We start from the raw sequence: 23,598 nt of genomic DNA, 5'->3' as shown, positions 1-23,598 counted from the left end.
GATGAAATGTCTGATCTGAGACTTTCCGGGTCGAAGGTTTGTGAAGGTGAAGGAACTTTCGCGTCATCTGCACAGACCTGACTGCGTTTTGTCCTGTCCCTGGATGTCTTTGCCGACATCGGCGCCGGCCATCGGCGGGTGCGACCCTCCGGTAGCGCCGGGGCGATGCCCGGCGGCCGTACCCCAGAACGCAGAAAGCCCGTCACGGGGACGGGCTTTCAGGAAGAGCCGCCGGGCATGGCCCGGCGCTACCGGTTCAACGCGCGGGCGATCAGCCCAGCTTGACCAGCCAGTTGTGGCGGTCCGGCAGGCGGCCGTACTGGATGTCGGTCAGTTCCTTGCGCAGCGACATGGTCACCTCGCCGGCCGGCGCGTTGATGTCGCCGACCGAGAAGCCCTCGCCCTTGAGCTGACCGATCGGGGTGACCACCGCAGCAGTACCGCAGGCGAACACTTCGGCGATCTCGCCGGAGGCCACGCCCTGCTTCCACTCGTCGATGCTGACCTTGCGCTCTTCGACCTTCATGCCACGGTCGCGGGCCAGCTGCAGGATGCTCTCGCGGGTGATGCCCTCGAGGATGCTGCCGGACAGTTCCGGGGTGACCAGGGTGCCGTCCCTGTAGACCAGGAACACGTTCATGCCACCCAGTTCTTCCAGGTACTTGCCTTCGACCGGGTCGAGGAACAGCACCTGCGAGCAGCCCTGCGCCTGCGCCTTCTGCTGCGGCAGCAGCGAGGCGGCGTAGTTGCCACCGCACTTGGCGGCACCGGTGCCACCCTTGGCCGCACGTGCGTACTCGGTGGACAGCCAGATCGACACCGGGGCGACACCCTTGGCGAAGTAGGGGCCGGCCGGGCTGGCGATGACGTAGTAACCGGCCTTGTGCGCGCCGCGCACGCCGAGGAAGGCCTCGTCGCCGATCATGAACGGACGGAAGTACAGGCTCGACTCGTCGGCCGACGGCACCCAGGCGCTGTCGACGGCGATCAGCTGCTTCAGCGATTCAACGAAGATCTCCACCGGCAGTTCCGGCAGCGCCAAGCGCTGCGCCGAACGCTGCAGGCGACGGCCGTTGGCGTCCGGGCGGAAGGTCCAGATCGAGCCGTCGGCATGGCGGTAGGCCTTGATGCCTTCGAAGATTTCCTGGCCGTAGTGCAGCACGGCGGCGGCCGGGTCCAGCTGCAGCGGGCCGTAGGCGCGCACGCTGGCGTTGTGCCAGCCGGTGTCCTTGTCCCAGCGCACTTCCACCATGTGGTCGGTGAAATGCAGGCCGAAGCCCGGCTTCTCCAGGATCTGGGCGCGCTCTTCAGCGCTGCGCGGGTGGTCCGAACGGGTGACGGCGAAGCTGGGAATGGACTGGGACACCGGAGATTTCCTGTTCTGGTTACGGGTAATGCCGGGCCCGCCTCACTGCGGGCCGTGGGTCAAAGCATGCCGGTTTCAAGCCGGGCGGCCTCGGACATCATGTGCTGGTTCCACGGCGGGTCGAACACCAGCTCGACGTCGGCCTCGGCCACCGTCGGAATCATTTCAAGCTTGCTGCGCACGTCGTCGACCAGAATGTCGCCCATGCCGCAGGCCGGTGCGGTCAGCGTCATCTTCACGTCGATCTCGCGCTGGCCCTCGTCCAGGTGCTTGATCTCCACTTCGTAGACCAGGCCCAGTTCGACGATGTTCACCGGGATTTCCGGGTCGAAGCAGGTGCGCAGCTGCTGCCACACCAGATGTTCCACCTGCTCGTCGGTGGCGTCGGCGGGCAGTTCCAGCGGCGCCGGTGCCTCCTTGCCGATCGCATCGCCGTCCTTGCCGGCAATGCGGAACAGATTGCCTTCCACGAACACCGAGTAACTGCCGCCCAGTGCCTGGGTGATGTACCCATAGCTGCCGGCGGGCAGGGTCACGGTATCGCCCTGCGGGACCATCACGGCCTCGCAATCGCGTTCGAAGTGGACAGGTTCGCTGCTACGGGAATACATGGGGACCGATATGGGGCCGTGGCCGCAGCCACGCAAGACGGCATTCTAGCCCAGCGGCCCCGCCGCCGCCGGTGCACTGCGGCAAACCACAGTATCCTGTGGGTGATCTTCAGGGAGCCTCAATGTCATCCACTGCCGCGCGTACCAGGACCGTGACCTGGCTCTGGCCCATCATGCTGTTGCTGGGCCTGGTGACTGCCCCGTTTGCCTGGCTGCTGCTGGCCCTGATGACGGGTCGCCCGCTGGGCTGGATGGCGGTGCTGACCGCCCTCGAACTGGTGTTCATGCTGCGCCTGGGCACGCTGGGCCCCGGCAAGCTGCGCATTGCACTGACCGTCGGCGGCACCCTGCTGGTGGCGGTGGTCGCCAACTGGGCCATCGCCAGCGCGTGGATGGGCGGCTCGATGGGCCTCAACCCGTGGGATGCCTCGCTGCGGATGGGCCCGCACCTGGCCTGGACCCTGGCCACCCTGGCCAACGGCGCGGTGGAATGGCTGTGGCTGGCGGTCGGCGTGGCCGTAGGCGCCTGGCTGGCGCGCTGACCGGGTAGCGCCGCCGGGCATGGCCCGGCGCTACCGGGACGCCTGCATAGATCCCGCCGGGCATGGCCCGGCGCTACCGGGACGCCTGCAGGGGTCGCGCCGGGCCATGCCCGGCGGGCGCAGCGGCACGCAGCCTCAATGCCCGCCGTCGAGGGCCTTCAGCTCGCTCACCAGCGAGGCGGCCGCTTCGGCACCGTCGCCGTACAGCATGCGGGTGTTGTCGGCGTAGAACAGCGCATTCTCGATGCCGGCAAAGCCGGTGCCGCGGCCGCGCTTGATCACCACCACGTTGCGCGCGTTGACCACGTCGAGCACCGGCATGCCGTAGATCGGGCTGGCCGGATCGGTACGCGCGACCGGATTGACCACGTCGTTGGCGCCGATCACCAGCACCACGTCGGTGGTGGCGAATTCCGGGTTGATGTCATCCATGTCGGCGATCAGGTCGTAGGGCACGCCGGCCTCGGCCAGCAGCACGTTCATGTGCCCGGGCATGCGCCCGGCCACCGGATGGATCGCGAACTTCACCTTCACCCCGCGTGCGATCAGGCGCTGCGCCAGTTCCCAGATCTTGTGCTGGGCCTGGGCCACGGCCATGCCGTAGCCCGGCACGATCACCACGCGCTCGGCAAAGCCCATCATCGCTGCCACGTCGGCCGCCTCGATCGGCTTCTGCGCGCCGCTGATCGCCTGCGCCTCTGCGCCGGCGCCGGCGCCGAAATTGGAGAACAGCACGTTGCGGATCGGCCGGTTCATCGCCTTGGCCATCAGCCGGGTCAGCAGGATGCCGGCCGCACCCACCATCATGCCGGCGATGATCAGCGCTTCATTGCCCAGCACATAGCCTTCAAAGGACACGGCCAGGCCGGTGAACGCGTTGTACAGCGAGATCACCACCGGCATGTCGGCGCCGCCGATCGGCAGCGTCATCAGCACGCCCAGCGCCAGCGCCAGCACGAAGAAGGCGACGATGGCCCAGGGGCTGAGGGTGCTGGCGGCGATGATGCCGAGCACCACCACGGCCACCGCCACCAGCAGGTTCAGCAGCTGCTGTCCCGGCCAGGTCACGCGCTTGTCGAGGCGGCCGTCGAGCTTGGCCCAGGCGATCACCGAGCCGGACAGCGACACCGCACCGATCGCCGCGCCGACCACGGCCAGCACCAGCACGGTGGCCGAGGGTTGGCGCGCGGCGAGGTCGGCCAGCGCCTGCGCGCTCCAGTGGGTGGTATCGCGGTTGGCCAGGAAGGCATAGCGCAACAGTTCCACTGCGCCGATCGCCGCCGCCGAGCCGCCGCCCATGCCGTTGTAGAGCGCGACCATCTGCGGCATGTCGGTGACTGCGACCTTGCCGGCCGACCACCAGGCCAGGCCGGCGCCGAGCAGCAGCGCCACCAGGATCAACGGCACGTTGTGCAGTTCCGGCAGGAAGAAGGTCGCCAGCGTGGCCACCAGCATGCCCAGCCCGGCCCAGCGGATGCCGCTGCGCGCGGTCAGCGGCGAGGCCATCCGCTGCAGGCCCAGCAGGAACAACGTGGCGGCGACGAGATAACTGGCCTTGACCAGCCAATCGAGCAGTTCGACGGTGCTGATGTTCAAGCCTGCGGCTCCTTCGGTTCATCGGTGCCGGCCCTGCGCGCGCTGGGCTTGAACATTTCCAGCATGCGCGCGGTGACCACGTAGCCGCCGGCGGCATTGCCGGCGCCAAGCACCACCGCAAGGAAGCCCAGCGCCTTCTCCAGCGGCGTCTGCGCATGGCCCAGCACCACCATCGCACCGATCAGCACGATGCCATGGATGAAATTGGAGCCCGACATCAGCGGGGTATGCAGGATCACCGGAACCCGCGAAATGATCACGTGGCCTGCGATTGCGGCCAGCATGAAGATGTACAGCGCCACGAACCCGTCACTCATCGGCAACGCTCCCGCTCTGTCTTCGTCGCCCCATCATAACCACGCGCTGAACCCAGCGCGCGTGGCGGTCAACCGCGGTCGCGCTCACGCGTTGTCGATGGTGACCCCGAGCGAGGAACCGTACCCTGTGCTGGTGAGCAGCCCCCTCCCCCCGAGCACCGACACCGATGCCCTGCCGGCATCGCTGGAGGCGTTCCTGGCCGGCGTCGGACCACGCGCGTTCCGGTTCGCCGAGGCCGGCCTGCGCCAGCGCGAGGATGCGCTGGATGCGGTGCAGGACGCCCTGCTGCGCATGCTGGACTACGCCGACCGGCCGGCCGCCGAATGGGCGCCGCTGTTCTGGAGCATCCTGCGCCGGCGGGTGATCGACCTGCAGCGCAGGCGCCGCTTCCGCCTGCCGTTCTGGCGCGACAACCAGGACGCCGAGGGCGGGGAGATCGACTGGGCCGATCCCGGCCCGGACCCGGCGCAGGCGCACGAACACCACCAGCAGTACCGGCAGCTGGTGCTGGCGCTGCGCACCCTGCCGGCGCGTCAGCGCGAAGCCTTCACCCTGCGCGTGCTGCAGGACCTGGACGGCGCCACCACCGCCCGTGCCATGGGCTGCAGCGAAGGCGCGGTAAAGACCCATCTGGCACGCGCCCGACAGGCGCTGCAGGATTACCTGGAGAACCATCCGTGAACCGCTCCCTGCCTTCCGATGACGCCCTGCGCAGCGTGCACGCGCAGTCGCTGCAGTCGCTGTCGCCGGCTACCCTGGCGCGCCTGCGCCAGGCCCGCCACGGCGCCCACGCGGCGCACCGGGGGCGCTGGCGCTGGTGGCTGGCCAGTGCCTGTTCGCTGGTGATGGCGCTGGGCATCGGCGTGCAGTTCACCGGCCCGGGCACGCACACCGGCCCGGCCCCGGCACCAACGGTGGCCGCGGTGGAAGACAACAGCGCGCTGTACGACGAGAATCCCGACATGTACCTGTGGCTGGGCGATACCGACCTGGCGATGGAGTGAGAACCATGCTGCGACGCCCCACCCTGCCCCTGCTGTTCGCCCTGATCCTGCTGCCGGTTGCGCCGCTGCTGGCACAGACGACCGCGCCTGCCCCCGCGCCGGGCGCGGGCGCCGCGTTGCCGGACTGGGAACAGCTCAGCCCGGTCCAGCGCGACGCGCTGCTGGCCCCGCTGCGCGACCGCTGGAACGGCGCCGACGCCGCCCAGCGCCAACGCATGCTGTCGCATGGCCAACGCTGGCAGTCGATGAGCCCGGAAGAGCGCGACAAGGCCCGCCGTGGCCTGCGCCGCTTCGAGCACATGAGCCCGGAACAGCGCGAGCAGGCCCGCGCCCTGTTCGGGCAGATGCGCGACCTCAGCCCGTCCCAGCGCGCCGCCCTGCGCGAGCGCTGGTCGCAGATGACTCCGGAAGAGCGCAGGGACTGGGTGCGCGAGCACCCGCCGCAGGCGAAGCCGCGGTAACCCCTGTTGACGGGGTAGCGCCGGGCCATGCCCGGCGGTTCCACCGGATGCCGCTGCGCTCGCCGGGCATGGCCCGGCACTACCGACTCAGGCCTGCCAGCGGGTTCTGGCCAGCAGCTCGTCGTCCCAGTCGAAGCCGAGCTGGCCGTCATGCACGAACAGCGCGACGAAGTTGAACAGGTTGCGCGCGTACATCTCGCTGGCCTGGGTGGCGCCGCGACTGGCCAGGCCCAACGGGCCATCGACGCTCACGCCCTGGTGTTCGATGCACTGGCCCGGCTGGGTCAGCGCACAGTTGCCGCCACTTTCGGCGGCCAGGTCGACGATCACGCTGCCGGCGGCCATGCCTTCCACCATCGCGGCGGTCACGATGACCGGCGCCGCCCGTCCCGGCACGGCCGCCGTGCAGATCACCACGTCCACGCTGCGCAGATGGTCGCCGAGGCGGCGCTGCTGCTCGCCACGTTCCTCATCGGTCAACGCCCGCGCATAACCGCCTTCGCCGGCCGCGCTCACTCCCAGGTCGAGGAAGCGCGCGCCGAGTGACTGGATCTGCTCGCGGGTTTCCGGGCGCACATCGAAACCTTCCACCTGCGCACCCAGCCGGCGCGCCGTCGCGATCGCCTGCAGGCCGGCCACACCGGCGCCGATCACCAGCACCTTGGCCGGCCGCACGGTACCGGCAGCCGTGGTCAGCATCGGGAAGAAGCGCGGCGCGCGCTCGGCAGCAATCAGGGCGGCCTTGTAACCGGCCATGCCGGCCTGCGAACTGAGCACGTCCATCGCCTGCGCACGGGTGGTGCGCGGCAGCTGCTGCAGGGGGAACAGCAGCAGCCGATCGGCATCGGCCAGCGCCGCCAGCGCCGGGTCGGCCGCCGGGGTCAGCAGGCCGACCACGCTGGCGCCCGGCTTGAGCTGGGCCAGCACCTCGGCGGGGGGCGCCTGCACGCACAGCAGGATGTCGATTTCCGCCCAGCGGCCGGCATCGAAGGCACGCGCGCCGGCATCGTCATAGGCAGCGTCGGGGAAACCGGCGGCCTGGCCCGCACCGCGTTCGTACCAGACCGTGATGCCCAGCGCACCGAGCTTGCGCGCGGTTTCCGGCGTCAGCGCGACGCGGCGTTCGCCCGGCGCGGTCTCCTTGATCCCCAGCAACGCCACGGCCATGCAGATTCCCGCTGATCGGTGAGTTCGCCCGATCCTAGCAGGCACGCGCGGGTCAGTGCAGCGTGGCGCTGCCCGGATCCAGCCGATCGATCACGCCCTGCATGGCGCTGTCGAAGGCACCGTCGTCGGTATGCGGGCGCAGCCGGCCCAGCCGCACCATCACCGCCAGTTCTTCCGGCGAGGCCACGCAGAAGCGCACGCCACGCCGGTTGACGAACAGCAGCCGCGAGGAGATCGGGCTGATCCAGGACAGCTTGCCGGCCTGGACCTTGCCGTCCTTGTCGACGAAGTCCAGCCAGTTGCCGATCTCCATCCGCCGGAAGCGGTCGGCGTCGGCGTTGTCGAAATCGTCGGTGTTGAACGTGCCGCCCAGTTCCACCGCCGGGGTTTCCGGCGCAGGCGGCGCCGGCAGCACCACCTGCGGCAGTTCGGGCAGCGCGCGCTGCAGTTCCGGCCGCGATTCGGCGATGCCCTGCAGCGTGTCGTGCAATGCGTCGATGGCCGCGGTGGCGGCATCACCATGCACGCCCACGCTGGCAAAGACCTTGGCCAGCATCGGCTGCCAGGCCTGCAGCCACGGCTTGCCGATGATCTGCCGACGGGCTTCGGCCACTTCCTCCAGCAGGCCATCGCCCAGGCTCAGCGCCTCGGCGACCGATGCGCCCTCCTCGCCCTCGCGCAGCAGCGCCAGGGTCAGATGATGCTGCCACGGCTGGCGCAGGAACCCGGCGATGGCCGGGGGCAACGTCGCATCGGCGATGCGGCGATCCAGCTCGGCGCCGGCACGGGTGCGGGCCATTTCCAGCTTTTCCTGGCCGCGCTGGGTTTCGGCAGCCCGACGCTCGGCGATTTCCACGCGGCGGCGGTGCTGCACCAGGAAATCGCGGAACTCTTCTTCCAGGGTCAGGAAGATCGCCAGGTTCTCGTTGAACTCGGCCACCAGGCGCTCGATGATCTCCTCCACCTTGGCCATCAGCATGCGCTCGGCCTGGCTCTCGCCGGTGTTGCCCTCGCAGGCTTCGGCCAGCGAATTGAGCAGCTTGCGCGCCGGATGGGTCTTCTGCACGAACATGCGGCGATCGAGCATGGCGACCTTGACGAAGGGCACCACCAGGCGGCCGATCAGTTCGCGCGAGCGGCCTTCCAGTTCACGCTCATCCAGCATCACGTCGAACAGCATGCCGACCAGGTCGATCGCATCTTCGTCCTGCGGGTCCAGGCGGGTCTGGCCCGGATCCACGCCGAGCCGGGTGGCACTGGACAGCACTTCACTCTTCAGCCGCTGCGCCAGCGATTCGCCGTCTTCGCCGATGGCCGCGCGCAGCGTCGCGCTGGGCGTGGCCTGTAGCAGCGACAGCACCGACATCATCTCGCGCTGGCTCAGCGGGCGATGCTGGCCGACCGCGACCTGCGCGGCGGACGTCGCGTCCTCGCGGACGTGGCGGGTCTGCTGCAGCAGTTCGTGCAGGGCTTCCAGCAACATGCCCTGCTGGCCGGCATAGGCGTCGCCGGACAGCGGTTCCTCAGCACCGGGACCGCTCTGCTGCTGCATGTGCCCGCGGCGTTCGGACCAGCGCGCGGCAAACCGCTGCGCCCAGGCCGGTGCGGCCTGTTCCTCGTCGCTGAATTCGTTGTCGAAGCCTGCGCCCGTGCGCGGCTCGACCAGGTCTTCCAGGCCGGGCGTGGCATGCGCCGGCGGCGTTGCCGCCAGCGGGCGCCGCGGGGCCCCCATCTGCGGCATCACGCCGGCTGCGGCCAGATGCTCGTCCAGCTTTTCGTAGATGCGGCCGACCGGTGCACGCAGGTCGCGCTCGCACAGCTTGATCAGCACCAGATGCACTTCCGGCGCCAGTTCACAGCCGGCAAAGGCTTCGTGGATGGCCACGCCCAGATGCTCGGGGCTGATCGGGTTGCGGTCGGCATCCAGTTCCACACCGCCGCCCAGCCAGCCCAGGCGCCGGTCGAGGCGCCCCAGCACCGGCTTGAAGTCGCGCAGCAGCACGGTGGCGAAATTGCGCACCGCCAGCCGGGACTCCAGCACATGCTCGGGCACCAGGCTCAGGCCATCCTCGACCTGCCCCGACAGGGTCACTTCGGCCGACAGCGGCTCGCCCTCGGCCAGGCCGGCCCAGGCACGGCCGAGGTGGCCGGCGAAGGCAGCGGCGATCTCCTCGCGGCGGCGGCGCAGTTCGCGCATCGCATCCAGGAACAGCAACTGCGACGAGCCGGCATTGCCGGCGCGGTCGAACAGGGCATCGTCGAACCGGGCCAGTGCCGCGCCAAAGGCCTGGCACAACGCCGGCAGGACGAGGTCCCGGGCAAGCTGGAGCTGGACCGGGTCACGGCCTGGCATTCCCATCCGAGTGGGCGCGCTCATCATTCGGGAAGGCTCCCCACCTTCTCTGGTGCGACAGACATCATGGACATCGCGACGGCCGGTACACCCCATGTACCGGTCCCTCGATGGTAGGCCGGCCAGCCCGTCACGGACAGTGAAACAGTCCTCACTTCAAACCTCATGACCGGTGGCCCGGCAATAACCGGTATCGTAAGCCGTGCAGGGGCTGTGAGGCGAGGGGAAGCGCCGCTCCGTGATCCGCCAGTGGCATGATGTTCATCACAGTTTGCTGTTCAGGGGGCTGACGCGACACAAACGGCGTCATCGACCACCCCGACTATAATCAGCAGCCCGTGATGACCGGTTCAGACTCCATGCCCGACCCTGCTGCCCTGCACGCCCTGGATGCCCGCCGCTCGGTGCCGTCACGGCAACTGGGCGAACCGGGGCCGGACCCGGCCACCCTGCTGCGCATGCTGGCCTCGGCGGTGCGGGTGCCCGACCACGGCAAGCGCGTGCCGTTCCGCTTCCTGAAGATCGCCGGCGATGCACGTCACACTCTGGGCGACTTTCTGGCCGCACGCAGCCGCCAGCGCGATCCGCATGCCGGTGACGCCGTGTTCGAGAAGGACCGCCAGCGCTTCAGCCACGCGCCGCTGGTGATCGTGGTGGTGGCCAGCCCGCGCCCGGACCCGAAGGTGCCCGAGCAGGAACAGCTGATGACCGCAGCCTGCGTCTGTTTCGCCTTGCTGCAGGCCGCACAGGCGCTGGGCTTCGGCGCGCAGTGGCTGACCGCATGGATGGCCTTCGACCCGGCCGTGCAGGCCCATCTGGGGCTGGTTGAAGGCGAACGCATCGCAGGCTTCATCCATATCGGCACGCCCAAGGCCGAGGTTCCCGAGCGCGAGCGCCCGGACCCCGCGGCCCTGCTGCGTGACTGGACCCCGCCGGCATGAGCCTGCCGGCCGTGCCGCCGCTGTACCTGGTCGACGCCAGCATCTACGTGTTCCGGGCCTGGCATTCGCTGCCCGACGAATTCCAGGACAGCCAGGGCTGGCCGACCAATGCGGTGCACGGGTTTGCCCGTTTCCTGCTGGACCTGCTGGAACGTGAGCGGCCGCAGCACATCGCCATCGCCTTCGACGAAGCCCTCGACAGCGGCTTCCGCCATCGCCTGTATCCGGCCTACAAGGCCAACCGCGACCCGGCGCCGGAAGCGCTCAAGCGCCAGTTCGTGCACTGCAAGGCGCTGTGCGCGGCGCTGGGCCTGGTGGTCCTGGCCCACCACGACTACGAAGCGGACGACCTGATCGGCAGTGCGCTGCACGGCCACCGCCACAGCCACCGCGGCGTGATCATTTCCGCCGACAAGGACCTGTCACAGCTGCTGCTGGACCACGACGAGCAGTGGGACTACGCGCGCAACCAGCGCTGGGACGTGGCCGGGGTGAAGGCACGGCACGGCGTGCACGCGCACCAGATCGCCGACTACCTGGCACTGTGCGGCGACGCCGTCGACAACATTCCGGGCATCAGCGGCGTGGGCGCCAAATCGGCCGCCGTGCTGCTGGCCCATTTCGGCAGCCTGGACGTGCTCTACGAACGCCTGGACGAAGTGCCGTTCCTGCGTCTGCGCGGCGCGGCCCAGATGGCGGTGCGCCTGCGCGAGCAGCGCGAGCACGCCCAGCTCTGGCGGCAGCTGACCACCATCGCGCTGGACGCGCCGCTGGAAGGCTGTCAGCCCGGCATGCTGCGGCAGGCCGCCGATGCAGAGCTGCTGGGCGGCCTGTGCCAGACCCTGCGCTTCGGCCCGATGACCCGCCGACGGCTGTTCGCCGCTGCCGGCATTTCCGATTCCGTCCCTACCTCCAGCGAGTTCGCATGAGCCAGCGCAACACCGAAGCACCGCGAGTCGTCTACGAAGGCAAGTACCAGCGCATGGTGGTGCGCGGCAGCTGGGAATACAGCGAGCGCACCCATGCCGGTGGCCTTGCCGCGATCATCATCGCCGTCACCCCCGAGGACAAGGTGCTGTTCGTCGAGCAGTTCCGGGTGCCGCTGCAGGCACCGACCATCGAGATGCCGGCCGGGCTGGTCGGCGACGTCGACGCGGGCGAGTCGATCGAGGTTTCGGCCGTGCGCGAGCTGGAAGAAGAAACCGGCTGGACCGCCGAGCACGCCGAGGTGCTGATGATCGGCCCCACCTCGTCGGGCGCCAGCAGCGAAAAGATCGCCTTCGTGCGCGCCACCGGGCTGCGCCGGGTCGGCAGCGGTGGCGGCGATGACAGCGAGGACATCACCGTGCACGAGATCCCGCGCGCACAGGCTGCCGCCTGGCTGGTGCAGAAGATGGGCGAAGGCTACGAGCTGGACGCCAAGCTGTGGGCCGGGCTGTGGATGATCGAGCACCACCTGGACGGTCGCCCGCGTGGCTGACGCCGACCTGCATGCGGTGCCGGCACTGCTCGGTGCCGACGATCCCGCGCTGTACACGATCCACCGCGCACAGGGCGCGTCGCCCTACGTGCTGCTGGCCGACCATGCCGGCCAGCAGGTGCCGCGCGCACTGGCCCGGCTGGGCCTGGCGCAGGCCGAACTGGACCGCCATATCGGCTGGGATATCGGCATTGCCGGCACCACCCGCGCGCTGGCCGGCCTGCTCGACGCCTGGGCGATCGAGCAGACCTATTCGCGGCTGCTGATTGACTGCAACCGGCCGCTGGCCTCGCCCACGCTGATCCCGGACGTGAGCGACCACACCGTGGTGCCCGGCAATACCGGGCTGTCGGTGGCACAGCGCCAGCAGCGCATCGATGCCATCCACGCGCCCTACCACGCGCGCATCACTGCCGAGCTGGACGCGCGCCGCGATGCCGGCCGCCCCACCCTGCTGGTGATGATGCACAGCTTCACCCCGGTGATGAACGGCGTGCAGCGCCCATGGCATGCCGGGGTGCTGTACCACCAGGACACGCGCTTCGCCCAGGCCCTGCTGCAGGCGCTGCGCGACGAAGGCGATCTGGTGGTGGGTGACAACGAACCGTATTCGGTCAGCAGCACCAGCGACTACGCGGTACCGGTGCACGGCGAAGGCCGCGGGCTGGTGCACGTGGAGCTGGAAATCCGCCAGGACCTGATTGCCGACAGCGCCGGGCAGCAGGCGTGGGCGCAACGGTTGGCGCGGATTCTCGGCGCGTTGCAGCCGGAGTTGCTGGCGGCGGCATGACCGCCATCCACGCCATCGAAGGGCGGTAGCGCCGGGCCATGCCCGGCGAGGCACAACGTGGCGGTGGATCCCGATGTCGCCGGGCATGGCCCGGCCCTACCGCAGGCGTGGCGCGTCCATCCACGGAAACGGCTTGAACCCGCGTACCTGCACGGTCGCGCCGATCGCTTCGAATTCCTGCTTGACCACCTGCGCGCGGTCGCGGTCCAGGGCTTCGCCCAGCAACAGCGGCAGTGCGCGGCAACGTGCCAGCGCCTCGCCCACCGGCACCCCGTGCAGGCGCGCCACGCACTGTGCGGCGGCCTTCAGCTGATCCGCCGCACAGGCCAGCAGCTGCAGCTCGAACGAGGCGAAGATGCCCGCGCCCACACCGGCAGCGCGTGCCGCGGCCTGGTCTTCGGCCGTCGCCTCACCCAGCGCCTCGTCGATACCGTCCACCTGCTGGAACGCGTCGTACTCGTGGTAGTACGCCAGCGCACCTGCGTAATCGGCCAGATCGGACAACGGACGCTGGCGCTTCTGCACGTCCAGCACATCGGCAAACGTGGCCGGCTCCAGGTAGGTGGTCAGCCCCAGCGCACGCGCCGCTGCCGGCACGTCGCTGTCATCGTCGAACGCAGTCTCCTCGTCAGGCGGCAACCAGAAGCGCGCCTGCAGCAGGTCACCCTCGGTGGCGTGCACCCAGCCAAAGGACCGGTACACCGCGTGGTCGTCGATGCAGGCGGCGAAGGCGTGCAGGGTCTGCCGCAGGTCCAGCAGTTCGATCATGTGTCGTTGGTCAGGCAGACAGGAGCAGGTGAGTCTACCGCTGCCGGGCGCAGGCCCAGGGCAATGACCGCGCCCAACAGGGCGAACAGTGCGGCGCCGTACTCGGCATGCACCAGCCCGGCCAGCGCGCTGGCCGAACCTGCAACGCCCGCACCGGCATTGGCCACCATCACCAGCACCGCCAGGCCCAGCGCGCCGCCGATCTGCTGCGCGGTCGCGGCCATGCCCGAGGCCACGCCCTGTTGTGCGGCCGGCACGCCCTGCCCGGCCACGATCCACATCGAGGTCCAGGTCATACCCTGGCCGATGCTCAGCACGATCACGCCGGGCAGCAGCGGCCAGAAGTCCGCGCCATGCGGGAGCAGGGCCGCCACCCAGGCGATACCGGCGGCGCCGGCCAGCTGCCCGGTCACCAGCACCCTGCGCGCGCTCCAGCGCTGCAGCATCCACTCGGCCAGCTGGATGCCGACCGTGCACACCGCGGTGGCCGGCAGGAACGCCAGCCCGGCCTGCAGCGGGCTCCAGCCGTAGCCATCCTGGAAATACAGCGCCATGAAGTAGTACTGCACGCCGTAGCTGCTCATGAAGGCGAAGGTCAGGCCGAGCGCGGCGCGCAGGCCGGGCAGGCGCAGCAGCGCGAACTGCATCAGCGGGTCGCGGCTGCGCTGTTCGATCTGCACGAAGGCCACCAGCAGCAGTGCCGACAGCAGCAGGCAGCCCAGTGTGGCCGGCGCGGTCCAGCCCCATTCCGGGCCCTGCACCAGCGTGGTCACCAGCAGGCTGCCGCCGAGGGTGACGGTGATGCAGCCGGCCAGATCGAACGAACGGCCCTGCGCACGCGGGCCGTCGGCCGGCAGCCATGCACCGGCCGCGACCGCACACGCGGTAGCCAGCGGCACGATCACCGCCAGCACCGCCGGCCAGCCGAACGCCTGGGTCAGCACCCCACCGAGCAGCGTGCCCAATGCCAGGCCCACCGCGCTGGCCATGCTCCAGATCGCCAGCGCGCGGTTGCGCACCGGCCCTTCTGCGTACAGCGTGTTGATCAGTGCCAGCGTGGCCGGGAACAGCAGCGCCGCGCCGATGCCCTGTGCCGCGCGCGCGATGATCAGCAGCGTGGCGTTCGGCGCCAGCGCCCCCAGCAGCGAGGCCAGCGCGAACAGCAGCATGCCCAGCCGGTAGAAGCGGCGGCGGCCGATCAGGTCGGCGGCACGGCCGCCCAGCAGCAGGCTGCCGCCAAAGGCCACGGTGTAGGCACTGACCACCCACTGCAGCTGCTGCGCATTGATCTGCAGCGCGCGGCCCATGTCATGCAGGGCGACGAAGATGATGGTGGCGTCCAGGGCGATGATCAGCTGGGCGGTGGCCAGCAGGGTCAGCGCCCAGCGCGGGTGTTTCAGAGGGGACATCGGCAGTGGCCATCGACGGGGGAGCGCAGTCTCATTGATGCGCGCCAATCAATAAACCCCTGGCCAGCCATATCTGTCATGATTTTCAGCATGAATGGAGCCTCGATGGACCTCAATGCAGTGCGCATGCTGGTGCAGGTGGCCGAGGCGCGCAGCTTCACCGTGGCCGCCGGCCAGCTGGGCCTGAGCCAGTCCGGCCTGTCGCGGGCGATCGGCCGGCTGGAGGCCACGCTGGGGGTGAAGCTGCTGCAGCGGAACACCCGCAACGTGGCGCTGACCCCGGATGGCCGCCAATTCGTGGAGCAGGTGGCGCCGCTGCTGGCCGGCCTGGGTGACGCCGAGCGGCAGCTGGCCGATCGTCCGTGCACGCCCTCGGGCACCTTGAAGATCAGCGCGCCGTCGATGTTCGGCCGCAAGGTGCTGGTGCCGTTGCTGGGGCCGTTGCTGCAGCAGCATCCGCAGCTGCAGGTGGAGGCGGTGCTCAACGATCGCCTGGTCGATCTGGTCGAGGAAGGGTTCGACGCCGCCCTGCGTACCGGCGTCATCGCCGACCAGCGCATCATTGCCCGCCCGCTGCGGCCGTTGCGCTGGGTGACCGTGGCCAGCCCGGCCTATCTGGCGCGTTGTGGAGCGCCGGCCGATGTCGCCGCGCTGCAGGATCATGCCTGCCTGGCAGTGCGCAACCTGCGCAGCGGTCGCGTGGTCGAATGGCAGTTCCTGCTGGACGGACAGCTGTGTGAGGTCACCCCGCCAACGCGGATGGTGTTCGACAGTGGCGATCCGCTGGTGGAAGCGGCGATCGCCGGCATCGGCATCGTGCAGGTGATGGATTTCGCCGTGGCCGACGCGTTGGCCGATGGTCGCCTGCAGCGCGTGCTGCAGCCGTTCGAGGGCCGCAGCCGCGCGCTGTCATTGATCTACCCGCCGTCGCGGCAGCATTCACCGAAGCTGCAGGTGCTGGCCGACGCGTTGCTGGCCGGCGATTGGTAGATCCGCGCCGTGCGTGGATGAGGCTGGTAGCGCCGGGCCATGCCCGGCGAGTCACATCGCGGTGGCGGAATGGAATGCCGCCGGGCATGGCCCGGCACTACCGATCAGGCGAAGCTGTCGGTGGCGCGCACCAGCGCGTCCACGTTCTCGGCTTCGAACGCCGAATGGCCCGAGGCCGGGGTGATCTCCAGCTTCGCCTTCGGCCACACCTTGGTCAGGTCCCAGGCGTTGGCCAGCGGGCAGACCACATCGTAGCGGCCGTGCACGATCACGCCGGGGATGTCGGCGATGCGGTGCGCGTCGCGCAGCAGCTGGTCTTCCACCTCGAAGAAGCCGCCGTTGACGAAGTAGTGGTTCTCGATGCGTGCGAAGGCCAGGGCGAAATGCGGGTCTTCGTGGCTGTTGATGAAGTCATCATCGACATGCAGGAAGCTGGTCGCGCCTTCCCATACCGCCCACGCCTTGGCCGCTTCCAGGCGGGTGGTTTCGTCGTCGCTGGTCAGGCGGCGGTGGAACGCCGAGATCAGGTCATGACGTTCCACCGGCGGAATCGGCTTCAGGTAGTGCTCCCACGCATCCGGGAACAGGCGGTTGGCGCCTTCCTGGTAGAACCATTCCAGCTCCCAGCGGCGCAGCATGAAGATGCCGCGCAGGACCAGTTCGGTCACGCGCTGCGGATGGGTTTCGGCATAGGCCAGCGCCAGGGTCGAGCCCCAGCTGCCGCCGAACACCTGCCAGCGATCGACCTTGAGGTGCTCGCGCAGCGTTTCGATATCGGCAACGAGGTCCCAGGTGGTGTTGTCCACCAGGTCCGCGTGCGGGGTGGAACGACCGGCGCCGCGCTGGTCGAACAGGATGATGCGGTACTTCGCCGGGTCGTGGAACTGGCGCATCTTGTCGCTGCAGCCGCCGCCCGGGCCACCGTGCAGCATCACCACCGGCTTGCCCTCCGGGTTGCCGCACTGTTCGAAGTACAGCGTGTGGCGGTCATCGACCTTCAGGGTGCCGACGTCGTAGGGGGTGATGGCGGGGTACAGCGTACGCATGCTTGCAGCTCCTCGGTGGTGCCCTGCCCTTGGCAGGAGAACCTCCATTCTAGGCCGGGCGCTGGCCCAGGGTGACGCGGTCGCGCTGCTCCAGGTCCTGCACGGTCTGCACCTGCGCGAAACCGGCGGCGTCGAACAGCGCGCGGATCGCCGCGCCCTGGTCCCAGCCGTGCTCGATCAGCAGCCAGCCGCCAGGCAGCAGATGGGCCTGGCCGCCGTCGATGATGCGGCGGATGTCCTCCAGGCCATCCACGCCGGAGGCCAGCGCGGTGGCCGGTTCGAAGCGCAGGTCGCCCTGTTCCAGATGCGGATCGTCGCTGGCGATGTACGGCGGGTTGCTGGCGATCAGGTCGAAGCGCGCCCCCTGCAGCGGCGCATACCAGTCGTGCCCGCCCTCGGCGAAGCGCACGTTGCGCAGTTCATGGCGCGCGGCATTGCGCGCAGCGACCGCCAGCGCACCGGGGCTGGCATCGGTGGCCAGCACCTGCGCCTGCGGCCGTTCGCTGGCCAGCGCCAGCGCAATCGCGCCGCTGCCGGTGCCGAGGTCGGCCAGCTGCAGCGCGCGGTCCAGCGGCAGGCGGTCCAGCGCCAGTTCCACCAGCAGCTCGGTCTCCGGGCGCGGGATCAGCGTCGCCGGATCCACCTCCAGGTCCAGCGTCCAGAAGCCGCGGCGACCGGTCAGGTAGGCCACCGGCTCGCCGGCCGCGCGGCGTGCCAGCAGGGCTTCGAAGGCGGCCTGGTCGGCCGCGGCCAGCGGTTCGGTGGCATGCGTGAACAGCCAGCTGCGCGGGCAGTCGAGTACATGCAGCAGCAGCAGCTCGGCCTCATGGCGGGCGTCGACGCCGCCCAGCCGGGCACTGGCCTCGGCCACGACCTGGCGCAGGGACGGTTCGGAATCAGCAGGCATGGCAGGCACGGGCAGTCACAGCGGGCGTCAATTGTAGGGGCGGGCCTGTCCGGCCGCTGCCGTCCGTTCAGGTTGCCGCAGGCGGGAATAAGGAGGAGCTATCGACACCGGTCAGCCCGTTGGGATGATTTTCCTTGTCACACAGACAGTTGCAGGATGATGCCGGCCGGATTCACGCCATGCCCAGCGGCATATGATAGCTTTCGTCTATCGAATAGATGAAATCAATGCATTGTCCTTATCGATAGCGAGCCGCTAACCTAGCTCCTGTCGATTCACCCACTCCCCTTCACCCAGAGGAAAAACGATGTCCCTGATCAACACCCAGATCCAGCCGTTCGAAGCCAATGCTTACCTGAATGGCGAGTTCATCAAGGTCTCCGACAGCACCCTGAAGGGCCAGTGGTCGGTCCTGATCTTCATGCCGGCAGCCTTCACGTTCAACTGCCCGACCGAGATCGAAGACGCTGCTGACCATTACGCCGAGTTCAAGAAGGCCGGCGCCGAGGTCTACATCGTCACCACCGATACCCACTTCTCGCACAAGGTCTGGCACGAAACCTCGCCGGCCGTGGGCAAGGCCCAGTTCCCGCTGGTCGGCGACCCGACCCACCAGCTGACCAACGCCTTCGGCGTGCATATTCCGGAAGAAGGCCTGGCCCTGCGCGGCACCTTCATCATCAATCCGGAAGGCGTGATCAAGACCCTGGAGATCCACTCCAACGAGATCGCCCGTGACGTGTCCGAGACCCTGCGCAAGCTGAAGGCCGCCCAGTTCACCGCCGCCAACCCGAACCAGGTGTGCCCGGCCAAGTGGAAGGAAGGCGAGAAGACCCTGACCCCGTCGCTGGACCTGGTCGGCAAGATCTAAAGCAGTACCGGCCTGCCGTGGCCCCACGCCACGGCGCGCCCTTCATCCCCGTGCCGGTCCCCCCGCCGGCGTGGGGGTGAACCCAAGACAGCCAACGCTCGCCCGCCTTGGCCAGCCAGCCCCTTCCACGGTCGCTGTCTTGGGTTCACCCCTACCTCCCGCTGGTCCGCTACCTTCTACAGCGGTGCCACGCCCCCTGTTTGCCTGAAGCCAGGAGATGACCCGATGTTGGACGCCAACCTGCAGTCGCAGCTGAAGACCTATCTGGAGCGCGTGACCCGCCCGATCCAGATCACCGCGCACGCCGACGACGGCGCCAAGTCGCAGGAGATGCTGGAACTGCTGCAGACCCTGGAAAGCCTGTCGGACAGGATCTCGCTGCAGGTGCTGCGCGATGGCCAGGGCCGCGTGCCGTCCTTCGACCTGGGCACCCCGGGCCAGGACATCCACCTGACCTTCGCCGGCCTGCCGATGGGCCACGAGTTCACCTCGCTGGTGCTGGCGCTGCTGCAGGTTGGCGGTCATCCGTCCAAGGCCACCGCCGAGCTGATCGAGCAGGTGCAGAACCTCGAAGGCGAGTACCGCTTCGAAACCTACTTCTCGCTGTCCTGCCAGAACTGCCCGGACGTGGTGCAGGCGCTGAACCTGGCCGCGGTGCTCAACCCGCGCATCCAGCACGTGGCCATCGACGGCGCGCTGTTCCAGGACGAAGTCGAGCAGCGCGAGATCATGTCGGTGCCGACCGTGTACCTCAACGGTGAAGTGTTCGACCAGGGCCGCATGACCCTCGAGCAGATCGTGGCCAAGCTGGACACCAATGCCAGCAAGCGCGACGCCGAGAAGATCGCCGCCAAGGACGCCTTCGACGTGCTGGTGGTGGGCGGTGGCCCGGCCGGTGCTGCAGCGGCGATCTACGCCGCACGCAAGGGCATCCGCACCGGCATCGCCGCCGAGCGTTTCGGTGGCCAGGTGCTGGACACCATGGCGATCGAGAACTTCATCTCGGTGAAGGAGACCGAAGGCCCGAAGCTGGCCACGGCGCTGGAACAGCATGTGCGCGAGTACGACGTGGACATCATGAACCTGCAGCGCGCCAGCGCGCTGCTGCCGGCCGGCGAAGACGGCCTGGTGCAGGTGCAGCTGGAGAACGGCGCGGTACTGAAGTCGCGTTCGGTGATCCTGTCCACCGGCGCGCGCTGGCGGCAGATGAACGTGCCCGGCGAAGACCAGTACCGCAACAAGGGCGTGGCCTACTGCCCGCACTGCGACGGCCCGCTGTTCAAGGGCAAGCGGGTGGCGGTGATCGGCGGTGGCAACTCCGGCGTGGAAGCGGCCATCGACCTGGCCGGCATCGTGTCGCATGTAACCCTGCTGGAATTCGATTCCAGCCTGCGCGCCGATGAAGTGCTGCAGAAGAAGCTGCGCAGCCTGGCCAACGTCACCGTGCTGACCAGCGCACAGACCACCGAGGTGCTGGGCGATGGCAGCCGCGTCACCGGGCTGGTCTACAAGGACCGCGTCGGTGGTGATGCCCACCGGGTCGACCTGGAAGGCATCTTCGTGCAGATCGGCCTGCTGCCCAACACCGAATGGCTGAAGGACACCGTTGCGCTGTCGCCGCGTGGCGAGATCGTCATCGACGACCGTGGGCAGACCAACCTGCCCGGCGTGTTCGCCGCAGGTGATTGCACCACGGTACCCTACAAGCAGATCATCATCGCCATGGGCGCCGGTTCGACCGCCGCACTCAGCGCCTTTGACCACCTGATCCGCTCGTCCGTTCCCAAGAGCAGCGGTGCCGTGGCCGAAGCAGCCTGATCCCACGTTCCCAGATCAACGGGAGCACCATCAGCCTGCTGGGTACGCCCTGCCGGTCGAATACCCCGAGAGGTCTAGGATGAACCTGCGTGACCTGAAGTACCTGGTGGCCCTGGCCGATCACAAGCATTTCGGCCGGGCCGCCGCCTCCTGCTTCGTCAGCCAGCCCACGCTGTCGACCCAGATCCGCAAGCTGGAAGAGGAACTGGGCCTGCCGCTGGTCGAGCGTGCACCGCGCAAGGTGATGCTGACCCCTGCCGGGCAGGAAGCCGCCGCGCGGGCGCGGGTGATCGTGGCCGAGGTGGAGCAGCTGAAGGAAGCGGCGCGCCGCAGCCGCGACCCGGAAGCGGGCACGGTGCGCCTGGGAATCTTCCCGACCCTGGGCCCCTATCTGCTGCCGCATGTGATCCCGCGCATCCGCACGCGTTTCCCCGAGCTCGAGCTGCTGCTGGTGGAAGAAAAGAGCGATGTGCTGCTGGAGCGCCTGCGCGAAGGCAGGCTGGATGCCGCGCTGCTGGCGATGCCGGTGATCGACGATCAGCTGCACGCGGAATTCCTGTTCGAAGAACCGTTCCTGCTGGCCGTTTCCGGGCGCCACCCGTTGGCCCAGCGCGAGCACCTGGACGTGCAGGAACTGGCCACGCAGAAACTGCTGCTGCTGGAAGACGGCCACTGCCTGCGCGACCAGGCGCTGGAAGTGTGCCGGCTGTTCGGTGCCAACGAGAAGTCCGAGTTCCGCGCCACCAGCCTGGAGACCCTGCGGCAGATGGTGGCCGCCGACGTCGGCATCACCCTGCTGCCGAGTCTGTCGGTGCAACCGCCGGTGCCGCGCTCGACCAACATCCGCCTGCTCGACTTCGTCGGCGAAGGCCGGCCGAGCCGCCGCATCGCCATGGTCTGGCGCCGCAGCTCGGCGATGAACGAGTTCCTGCTGGAACTGGCCGACCAGTTCAAGCGCCTGCCGCATGCGCTGTTCACCCTGGAAGCGCTGGGGCCAGCCCAGGACGACGCTGCGGCGCTGCCCGCACCGGTGCTGAACGGCTGAGACACAGCCGCCCGGCCCGAAACCGCCGGGAGTCGATTCCGGTCGCATTTGTCCCCACAATACAGTCAGGCGGCGCCAGCAGGCGCCGCCTTTTGCATGGCTTTCAACCAAGGAGCGCCACCATGAACACCGCCAGCGGCCTGCCGCCGTCGATCATCGTTTCCACCCTCGACATGGACCGTCTGGACGCCATGCTCGACTCCCCTGCCGTCAGCCAGACCCCGGCCGCGCTTGCGCTTGCCGACGAACTCAACCGGGCCACGGTACTGCCGGTGGACCAGATTCCCGAAGGCATCGTCATGATGCATTCGCGCGTGGAATGCGAAGATGAAGTGTCAGGCGAGAAGCATGTGCTGACGCTGGTCTTCCCGCGCGAAGCCAATGTCGATGAAGGCAAGGTGTCCGTGCTGGCCCCGGTCGGCAGCGCCCTGCTGGGCCTGGCGGTCGGCCAGAGCATCGACTGGACCGCCCCCGGTGGCCGCAAGCTGCGGCTGCGCGTGAGTGCTGTCCACAACGACCGCCGCTGACCCCGCCGCGCACTGCGCGCGATCCGTTCCCCTGCAATTCCCCTGCACCAGGAGCCGTAATGAGTACCCCGTCCAAACTGTCCCAGCTGCGCGAACTGTCCGTGGTCGTTGCCGATACCGGTGACTACGAGGCGATCAAGCGCCTGCAGCCGGTGGACTGCACCACCAATCCGACCCTGGTGAAGAAGGCCCTGGACCTGCCGGTCTATGCAGAGCTGATCGAACGCGAACTGGCCTGGGGCCGCCAGCAGTCCGGCGAGCGCGAAACCGTGGTGCACGCCGTGGCCGACCGCCTGACCATCGGCGTCGGCGCGCTGCTGAGCACGCTGGTACCGGGCCGGGTATCCACCGAGGTCGATGCCGACCTGGCGCACGACACCGCCGCGACCGTGGCCAAGGCCCGCCAGTTCATCCAGATGTACGCCGACGCTGGCGTGCCGCGCGAGAAGATCCTGATCAAGATCGCCGCGACCTGGGAAGGCGTGGAAGCCGCGCGCATCCTGCAGGCCGAGGGCATCGACTGCAACCTGACCCTGATCTTCAACCCGACCCAGGCCCTGGCCTGCAGCGAAGCCGGCGCGTTCCTGATCTCGCCGTTCGTCGGCCGTATCCTCGATTGGTACGTGGCCAACGGCCAGGCCCCGGCCAGCATCGATGAAGACCCGGGCGTGACCTTCGTGCGCGGCGTGTATGCCGAGTTCAAGCGCCGCGGTTCGCCGACGGTGGTGATGGGCGCCTCGTTCCGTTCGACCGCGCAGATCGAAGCGCTGGCCGGCTGCGACCGGCTGACGATTTCGCCGGACCTGCTGGAAAAGCTGGACGCCGACCACGGCGAGCTGCCGCGCAAGCTGGTGGCCGGTGCCGCCGACGGCGCGGCGGTGACCCCGATCGATGCGGCGACGTTCGCAGCGGATCTGGCGGCCGACCCGATGGCCACCGAGAAGCTGGCGACCGGCATCGAGGCGTTTGCCAAGGATCTGCAGGCGCTGCGCGAGCGGATCCGTTCGGAGCTGTGATTCCGGCGAACGGCTGAGCCCCTCGTGGCGGGGGCTTGGTCGCGTTGAAGCAACAGCCGCGCTGGGTCGAGCGGGTTGGGTTCGCGGGAGACGCCGTGAATCCATCCCTGGAGGCTTGGCCGCCGCATCCATGCGGCGGACACTCCCGCGAACCCAACCCGCCCGCCCTCTGACAGTTTCCGGTGGCCGCCCGCCACGGAAGAAAGAAAGAAGAGCAGAAGCGGGTCGCGCGCTTCGCTTGCTCGCAGCCGAGCATGGCTATGCCGGACGTCCTGACCGGCACCCTCCGGGCCGTCGCAAGCGACGTTGGCAGCGGCTCCTGCCGCTGCCTTCGGCTCTACGGAAGACACTGCAGGATCAAACAAAAAGGACGCGGCGAAGGCCGCGTCCTTTTTCTTTTCCATCAGTTCGTCACCAACCAATGCTCTTGCCCACCGTCACCGGGAAACTGTCGAAGGTGGGACGGGGGCGGCTGGCAGGACCGTTGGCGCCATGGATGGCGCCATCGAGGCCCCAGGGACGGGTTTACGGCGTGTCCTGCCAGCCGCCCCCGTCCCGCCCAACCCTCAGCA

Annotated in this window: 24 protein-coding genes; 14 read left to right on the top strand and 10 right to left on the bottom strand. The window is 68.8% G+C overall.

Features of this window, described 5'->3' with window-relative positions; genetic code table 11:
- Positions 1 to 271: 271 nt before the first annotated feature.
- Positions 272 to 1,366 carry a branched-chain amino acid aminotransferase gene (locus Q5Z10_RS03770; protein ID WP_303638007.1) on the bottom strand — a complete coding sequence of 365 codons (1,095 nt, stop codon included), beginning with the start codon at positions 1,364 to 1,366 and terminating at the stop codon, positions 272 to 274.
- 59 nt (positions 1,367 to 1,425) lie between these two features.
- A complete protein-coding gene (sufT, locus tag Q5Z10_RS03765; RefSeq protein WP_303638006.1) occupies positions 1,426 to 1,977 on the bottom strand; it encodes a putative Fe-S cluster assembly protein SufT in 552 nt (183 codons plus the stop codon).
- Between the two features lie 122 nt (positions 1,978 to 2,099).
- Between sufT and Q5Z10_RS03760 the strand changes: the two genes are divergently transcribed.
- Positions 2,100 to 2,519: a hypothetical protein gene (locus Q5Z10_RS03760; RefSeq protein ID WP_303638005.1), complete on the top strand. Its 420-nt coding sequence runs from the start codon at positions 2,100 to 2,102 to the stop codon at positions 2,517 to 2,519.
- 135 nt (positions 2,520 to 2,654) lie between these two features.
- Here the strand turns inward: Q5Z10_RS03760 and Q5Z10_RS03755 are convergent, their stop codons facing one another.
- Positions 2,655 to 4,115 carry an NAD(P)(+) transhydrogenase (Re/Si-specific) subunit beta gene (locus Q5Z10_RS03755; RefSeq protein WP_303638004.1) on the bottom strand — a complete coding sequence of 487 codons (1,461 nt, stop codon included), beginning with the start codon at positions 4,113 to 4,115 and terminating at the stop codon, positions 2,655 to 2,657.
- Positions 4,112 to 4,432, bottom strand: coding sequence for an NAD(P) transhydrogenase subunit alpha part 2 (locus Q5Z10_RS03750; protein WP_303638003.1), 321 nt, complete (start codon positions 4,430 to 4,432; stop codon positions 4,112 to 4,114). The genes Q5Z10_RS03755 and Q5Z10_RS03750 overlap by 4 nt, the downstream gene beginning before the upstream one ends.
- A gap of 97 nt (positions 4,433 to 4,529) precedes the next feature.
- Between Q5Z10_RS03750 and Q5Z10_RS03745 the strand changes: the two genes are divergently transcribed.
- From Q5Z10_RS03745 to Q5Z10_RS03735, 3 genes are read left to right on the top strand one after another with little or no spacing between them, the layout of a single operon-like run.
- A complete protein-coding gene (locus tag Q5Z10_RS03745) occupies positions 4,530 to 5,114 on the top strand; it encodes an RNA polymerase sigma factor (RefSeq protein WP_303639134.1) in 585 nt (194 codons plus the stop codon).
- The gene (locus tag Q5Z10_RS03740) at positions 5,111 to 5,437 is read left to right on the top strand and encodes a hypothetical protein (protein ID WP_303638002.1); all 327 of its coding nucleotides are present in this window, start codon (positions 5,111 to 5,113) and stop codon (positions 5,435 to 5,437) included. The genes Q5Z10_RS03745 and Q5Z10_RS03740 overlap by 4 nt, the downstream gene beginning before the upstream one ends.
- A 5-nt stretch (positions 5,438 to 5,442) precedes the next feature.
- The gene (locus Q5Z10_RS03735) at positions 5,443 to 5,898 is read left to right on the top strand and encodes a DUF3106 domain-containing protein (protein WP_303638001.1); all 456 of its coding nucleotides are present in this window, start codon (positions 5,443 to 5,445) and stop codon (positions 5,896 to 5,898) included.
- Positions 5,899 to 5,985: 87 nt separating this feature from the next.
- Here the strand turns inward: Q5Z10_RS03735 and Q5Z10_RS03730 are convergent, their stop codons facing one another.
- Positions 5,986 to 7,065 carry an NAD(P) transhydrogenase subunit alpha gene (locus tag Q5Z10_RS03730; RefSeq protein WP_303638000.1) on the bottom strand — a complete coding sequence of 360 codons (1,080 nt, stop codon included), beginning with the start codon at positions 7,063 to 7,065 and terminating at the stop codon, positions 5,986 to 5,988.
- A 52-nt stretch (positions 7,066 to 7,117) separates the two neighbouring features.
- On the bottom strand, positions 7,118 to 9,445 hold the full coding sequence (gene pacR / locus Q5Z10_RS03725; RefSeq protein WP_303637999.1) for a PacR family protein: 2,328 nt from the start codon (positions 9,443 to 9,445) through the stop codon (positions 7,118 to 7,120).
- A 332-nt stretch (positions 9,446 to 9,777) separates the two neighbouring features.
- On the opposite strand from pacR, the gene Q5Z10_RS03720 reads away from it, so the two are divergent.
- The 4 genes from Q5Z10_RS03720 to Q5Z10_RS03705 are packed head-to-tail and all read left to right on the top strand — an operon-like array spanning position 9,778 to position 12,629.
- Complete coding sequence (locus Q5Z10_RS03720; protein WP_303637998.1) at positions 9,778 to 10,359, top strand: nitroreductase family protein; 582 nt, start codon at positions 9,778 to 9,780, stop codon at positions 10,357 to 10,359.
- On the top strand, positions 10,356 to 11,288 hold the full coding sequence (locus tag Q5Z10_RS03715) for a 5'-3' exonuclease (RefSeq protein WP_303637997.1): 933 nt from the start codon (positions 10,356 to 10,358) through the stop codon (positions 11,286 to 11,288). The genes Q5Z10_RS03720 and Q5Z10_RS03715 overlap by 4 nt, the downstream gene beginning before the upstream one ends.
- Positions 11,285 to 11,839, top strand: a complete 555-nt coding sequence (locus tag Q5Z10_RS03710; RefSeq protein ID WP_303637996.1) for an NUDIX hydrolase — start codon at positions 11,285 to 11,287, stop codon at positions 11,837 to 11,839. Before Q5Z10_RS03715 ends, Q5Z10_RS03710 begins: the two co-directional genes overlap by 4 nt.
- Positions 11,832 to 12,629 carry an N-formylglutamate amidohydrolase gene (locus Q5Z10_RS03705; RefSeq protein ID WP_303637995.1) on the top strand — a complete coding sequence of 266 codons (798 nt, stop codon included), beginning with the start codon at positions 11,832 to 11,834 and terminating at the stop codon, positions 12,627 to 12,629. The genes Q5Z10_RS03710 and Q5Z10_RS03705 overlap by 8 nt, the downstream gene beginning before the upstream one ends.
- 96 nt (positions 12,630 to 12,725) lie before the next feature.
- On the opposite strand, the gene Q5Z10_RS03700 is transcribed toward Q5Z10_RS03705, so the two are convergent.
- Together Q5Z10_RS03700 and Q5Z10_RS03695 are read right to left on the bottom strand one after the other, a co-directional pair.
- Positions 12,726 to 13,397, bottom strand: a complete 672-nt coding sequence (locus tag Q5Z10_RS03700; protein ID WP_303637994.1) for a DUF7716 domain-containing protein — start codon at positions 13,395 to 13,397, stop codon at positions 12,726 to 12,728.
- Positions 13,394 to 14,806, bottom strand: a complete 1,413-nt coding sequence (locus Q5Z10_RS03695) for an MFS transporter (protein ID WP_303637993.1) — start codon at positions 14,804 to 14,806, stop codon at positions 13,394 to 13,396. The genes Q5Z10_RS03700 and Q5Z10_RS03695 overlap by 4 nt, the downstream gene beginning before the upstream one ends.
- Before the next feature lie 105 nt (positions 14,807 to 14,911).
- Between Q5Z10_RS03695 and Q5Z10_RS03690 the strand changes: the two genes are divergently transcribed.
- The gene (locus Q5Z10_RS03690; RefSeq protein ID WP_303639133.1) at positions 14,912 to 15,796 is read left to right on the top strand and encodes a LysR family transcriptional regulator; all 885 of its coding nucleotides are present in this window, start codon (positions 14,912 to 14,914) and stop codon (positions 15,794 to 15,796) included.
- Between the two features lie 104 nt (positions 15,797 to 15,900).
- Here Q5Z10_RS03690 and pip read toward each other — a convergent pair whose 3' ends face one another.
- Both pip and prmC read right to left on the bottom strand, forming a co-directional pair.
- Positions 15,901 to 16,842 carry a prolyl aminopeptidase gene (pip, locus tag Q5Z10_RS03685; RefSeq protein WP_303637992.1) on the bottom strand — a complete coding sequence of 314 codons (942 nt, stop codon included), beginning with the start codon at positions 16,840 to 16,842 and terminating at the stop codon, positions 15,901 to 15,903.
- Positions 16,843 to 16,891: 49 nt separating this feature from the next.
- The gene (prmC, locus tag Q5Z10_RS03680) at positions 16,892 to 17,749 is read right to left on the bottom strand and encodes a peptide chain release factor N(5)-glutamine methyltransferase (protein ID WP_303637991.1); all 858 of its coding nucleotides are present in this window, start codon (positions 17,747 to 17,749) and stop codon (positions 16,892 to 16,894) included.
- A 307-nt stretch (positions 17,750 to 18,056) separates the two neighbouring features.
- On the opposite strand from prmC, the gene ahpC reads away from it, so the two are divergent.
- From ahpC to Q5Z10_RS03655, 5 genes are all read left to right on the top strand, one after another.
- Positions 18,057 to 18,620 (top strand): alkyl hydroperoxide reductase subunit C, encoded by a 564-nt coding sequence (gene ahpC, locus Q5Z10_RS03675; protein ID WP_004144811.1) that lies wholly within the window; start codon positions 18,057 to 18,059, stop codon positions 18,618 to 18,620.
- A gap of 225 nt (positions 18,621 to 18,845) precedes the next feature.
- Positions 18,846 to 20,438 carry an alkyl hydroperoxide reductase subunit F gene (ahpF, locus tag Q5Z10_RS03670; RefSeq protein ID WP_303637990.1) on the top strand — a complete coding sequence of 531 codons (1,593 nt, stop codon included), beginning with the start codon at positions 18,846 to 18,848 and terminating at the stop codon, positions 20,436 to 20,438.
- Between the two features lie 79 nt (positions 20,439 to 20,517).
- Positions 20,518 to 21,483: a LysR substrate-binding domain-containing protein gene (locus tag Q5Z10_RS03665; protein ID WP_303637989.1), complete on the top strand. Its 966-nt coding sequence runs from the start codon at positions 20,518 to 20,520 to the stop codon at positions 21,481 to 21,483.
- Positions 21,484 to 21,605: 122 nt separating this feature from the next.
- On the top strand, positions 21,606 to 22,010 hold the full coding sequence (gene rnk / locus Q5Z10_RS03660) for a nucleoside diphosphate kinase regulator (RefSeq protein WP_303637988.1): 405 nt from the start codon (positions 21,606 to 21,608) through the stop codon (positions 22,008 to 22,010).
- A 59-nt stretch (positions 22,011 to 22,069) separates the two neighbouring features.
- On the top strand, positions 22,070 to 23,026 hold the full coding sequence (locus Q5Z10_RS03655) for a transaldolase (RefSeq protein ID WP_303637987.1): 957 nt from the start codon (positions 22,070 to 22,072) through the stop codon (positions 23,024 to 23,026).
- The last annotated feature ends 572 nt before the right edge of the window (positions 23,027 to 23,598 follow it).

It is taken from the genome of Stenotrophomonas sp. 704A1 (assembly GCF_030549525.1).
GTDB lineage: Bacteria > Pseudomonadota > Gammaproteobacteria > Xanthomonadales > Xanthomonadaceae > Stenotrophomonas > Stenotrophomonas tuberculopleuritidis.
Note: the sequence above shows the minus strand (reverse complement) of the source record. Positions and strands in the feature narration are given on the sequence as shown.

Excerpts from the sequence above, each read along its gene's own strand:
- sufT (WP_303638006.1), bottom strand. The coding sequence starts at position 1,977 with ATGTATTCCCGTAGCAGCGAACCTGTCCACTTCGAACGCGATTGCGAG.
- Q5Z10_RS03760 (WP_303638005.1), top strand. The coding sequence starts at position 2,100 with ATGTCATCCACTGCCGCGCGTACCAGGACCGTGACCTGGCTCTGGCCC.
- Q5Z10_RS03750 (WP_303638003.1), bottom strand. The coding sequence starts at position 4,432 with ATGAGTGACGGGTTCGTGGCGCTGTACATCTTCATGCTGGCCGCAATC.
- Q5Z10_RS03745 (WP_303639134.1), top strand. The coding sequence starts at position 4,530 with ATGGTGACCCCGAGCGAGGAACCGTACCCTGTGCTGGTGAGCAGCCCC.
- Q5Z10_RS03735 (WP_303638001.1), top strand. The coding sequence starts at position 5,443 with ATGCTGCGACGCCCCACCCTGCCCCTGCTGTTCGCCCTGATCCTGCTG.
- Q5Z10_RS03730 (WP_303638000.1), bottom strand. The coding sequence starts at position 7,065 with ATGGCCGTGGCGTTGCTGGGGATCAAGGAGACCGCGCCGGGCGAACGC.
- pacR (WP_303637999.1), bottom strand. The coding sequence starts at position 9,445 with ATGATGAGCGCGCCCACTCGGATGGGAATGCCAGGCCGTGACCCGGTC.
- Q5Z10_RS03720 (WP_303637998.1), top strand. The coding sequence starts at position 9,778 with ATGCCCGACCCTGCTGCCCTGCACGCCCTGGATGCCCGCCGCTCGGTG.
- Q5Z10_RS03715 (WP_303637997.1), top strand. The coding sequence starts at position 10,356 with ATGAGCCTGCCGGCCGTGCCGCCGCTGTACCTGGTCGACGCCAGCATC.
- Q5Z10_RS03710 (WP_303637996.1), top strand. The coding sequence starts at position 11,285 with ATGAGCCAGCGCAACACCGAAGCACCGCGAGTCGTCTACGAAGGCAAG.
- Q5Z10_RS03700 (WP_303637994.1), bottom strand. The coding sequence starts at position 13,397 with ATGATCGAACTGCTGGACCTGCGGCAGACCCTGCACGCCTTCGCCGCC.
- Q5Z10_RS03695 (WP_303637993.1), bottom strand. The coding sequence starts at position 14,806 with ATGTCCCCTCTGAAACACCCGCGCTGGGCGCTGACCCTGCTGGCCACC.
- Q5Z10_RS03690 (WP_303639133.1), top strand. The coding sequence starts at position 14,912 with ATGGACCTCAATGCAGTGCGCATGCTGGTGCAGGTGGCCGAGGCGCGC.
- pip (WP_303637992.1), bottom strand. The coding sequence starts at position 16,842 with ATGCGTACGCTGTACCCCGCCATCACCCCCTACGACGTCGGCACCCTG.
- prmC (WP_303637991.1), bottom strand. The coding sequence starts at position 17,749 with ATGCCTGCTGATTCCGAACCGTCCCTGCGCCAGGTCGTGGCCGAGGCC.
- ahpC (WP_004144811.1), top strand. The coding sequence starts at position 18,057 with ATGTCCCTGATCAACACCCAGATCCAGCCGTTCGAAGCCAATGCTTAC.
- ahpF (WP_303637990.1), top strand. The coding sequence starts at position 18,846 with ATGTTGGACGCCAACCTGCAGTCGCAGCTGAAGACCTATCTGGAGCGC.
- Q5Z10_RS03665 (WP_303637989.1), top strand. The coding sequence starts at position 20,518 with ATGAACCTGCGTGACCTGAAGTACCTGGTGGCCCTGGCCGATCACAAG.
- rnk (WP_303637988.1), top strand. The coding sequence starts at position 21,606 with ATGAACACCGCCAGCGGCCTGCCGCCGTCGATCATCGTTTCCACCCTC.
- Q5Z10_RS03655 (WP_303637987.1), top strand. The coding sequence starts at position 22,070 with ATGAGTACCCCGTCCAAACTGTCCCAGCTGCGCGAACTGTCCGTGGTC.